Consider the following 2,074-nt stretch of genomic DNA (forward strand, 5'->3'; position numbering starts at 1 on the left):
GTAGAACCTGCTCCCGTGGCCGACTTTAGAGCCGACTCGGTTTGCTTTGGTGAAGTCACCCACTTTGTGGATATGAGTTTTTCTAGTGGTCAGCCTATCAATAGCTGGTTTTGGGAGTTTGCTGATGGAAACACTTCTACCGATGCCAACCCCAATCACACCTACGCTGCTCCTGGTACCTACGATGTGATATTAGTTGTAGAAACCACAACAGGTTGCTCCCATGAAATCGTAAAAACAGTAAAAGTACATTATCTGCCTACTGCCAACTTCGAGTGGCAAGGTGGTTTGAGTTGTGAAGGAGATACCACTCGCTTTACCGACCTTTCTTCTTCCACCGGAAGCGGAATCATAGATACTTGGAACTGGAGTTTTGGTGATGGCAATACTTCTTCTGTTCAAAATCCAAACCACATGTTTGCTACCCCTGGTGATTATCCAGTGACGCTAACAGTGACCGATATCAATGGTTGTGAGAGCAGTCTCACGCAAGTGGTGGCGGTAAGTCAAGCTCCAGTAAGCACTTTTACTTTTGACAATATCAGCTGTGATAGTTTACAATTTACCTCTACTGCCTACGAACCCAATGGTCAAGACCTGATTGCTTGGTTCTGGGACTTTGGTGACCCTGCCAGTGGAGTGAATAATACTTCTACTGCTCAGCATCCTATACATAGATTTACCGATGAGGGTGTTTATACAGTGATGCATGTAGTGACCAATGAAGGACTCTGTAGCGATACTGCCTTTGTGGAAATCACCATTACCAAAGCCATAGCAGACTTTAGCTTTGAAGCAGCTTGCGCTGGACTTTCTACCAACTTTACTGATTTGAGTAACAGCACTAGCGACCCCATTGTGAGCTGGAGCTGGGATTTTGATGATGGTCAAACTAGTGATTTACAAAACCCAAGTCATGTGTATGATATAGGTGGATTATACTTGGTGAGCCTGACCGTAAGCACCGATGGTGGCTGCGTAAGCGAAAGAGCTTATAATGTAAGCGTGGGATATGGCCCAACAGCTGCATTTATCCATACGCCTACACAATGTACTTCTGATAGCATCTGGTTTACCGATGTGAGTACTTCTGATAACGATATTGTTAGCTGGAGCTGGCAATTTGGCGATGGCACCACTAGTGCTGCTCAACATCCTGCTCATCTTTACGCTCTTCCAGGGGAATACCTCGTGAAACTATACGTAACTGATAGCAATGGCTGTACCAATGAAGTGATAGAGAATTTAACAATAGCACCCTCCCCAACTGCCAACTTTAATTTCGATATCCCAAATTGTGATACGGCTTTCTTTAGCGACTTTAGCAATCCTAATGAAACCAATATTATTGCTTGGTATTGGAACTTCGATGACCCAGGGTCTGGAAGTAATAATGTGAGTTTTGTACAAAACCCAACGCATAAGTTTAGTCAGACGGGAGCTTATCATGTGAGCCTGACAGTGAGCAATGAGCAGCTTTGTTCCGATACCATTGTGAAGCAGGTGCTGTATACCACTCAGCCATTGCCTGACTTTAGCTTCGACACCGTTTGTTTTGGAGATACCACTCACTTCACCGATATCACTGCCACCGAGGCTCAAAGCATATTATTATGGGAATGGGACTTTGGAGACGGTACCACTTCTGCTCAACAAAACCCAAGTCATAGATATGCTGCGGATGGTGTTTATCAAGTGAAACTAAAAATATTAAATAACAGCTATTGTACCGATAGCATCATTAAGGATGTATTGGTACGTGAGCTTCCAATCATATCCTTTGCACCAGATAGTACTTGTATTAATCAAGAGGTGACTTTTGTGGACGAGAGCATTAGCGGTGGAGAGAGTATTATAGCTTGGTTCTGGGACTTTGGTGATGGTACAACAAGTACTGACGAGTCGCCATTGCACACTTTTACCGAAGCTGGAACTTATACCATCACTCACAGTGTGGAGAATAACTTTGGATGTACACAGGTGGCCACGGCTCCTTTCTATGTGAATCCTCTTCCTGTGATTGACTTTAGCTTTAATAATGCTTGTTTGGGTAGCGCGACTCAGTTTAACGACT

Annotated in this window: 1 protein-coding gene; it reads left to right on the forward strand. The window is 44.0% G+C overall.

Annotated elements, in window-relative coordinates:
* On the forward strand, positions 1 to 2,074 hold a 2,074-nt coding region (locus tag HNS40_RS22185; protein ID WP_172284898.1), incomplete at both ends, for a PKD domain-containing protein.

This window comes from Lentimicrobium sp. S6 (assembly GCF_013166635.1).
Classification (GTDB): domain Bacteria; phylum Bacteroidota; class Bacteroidia; order Bacteroidales; family UBA12170; genus UBA12170.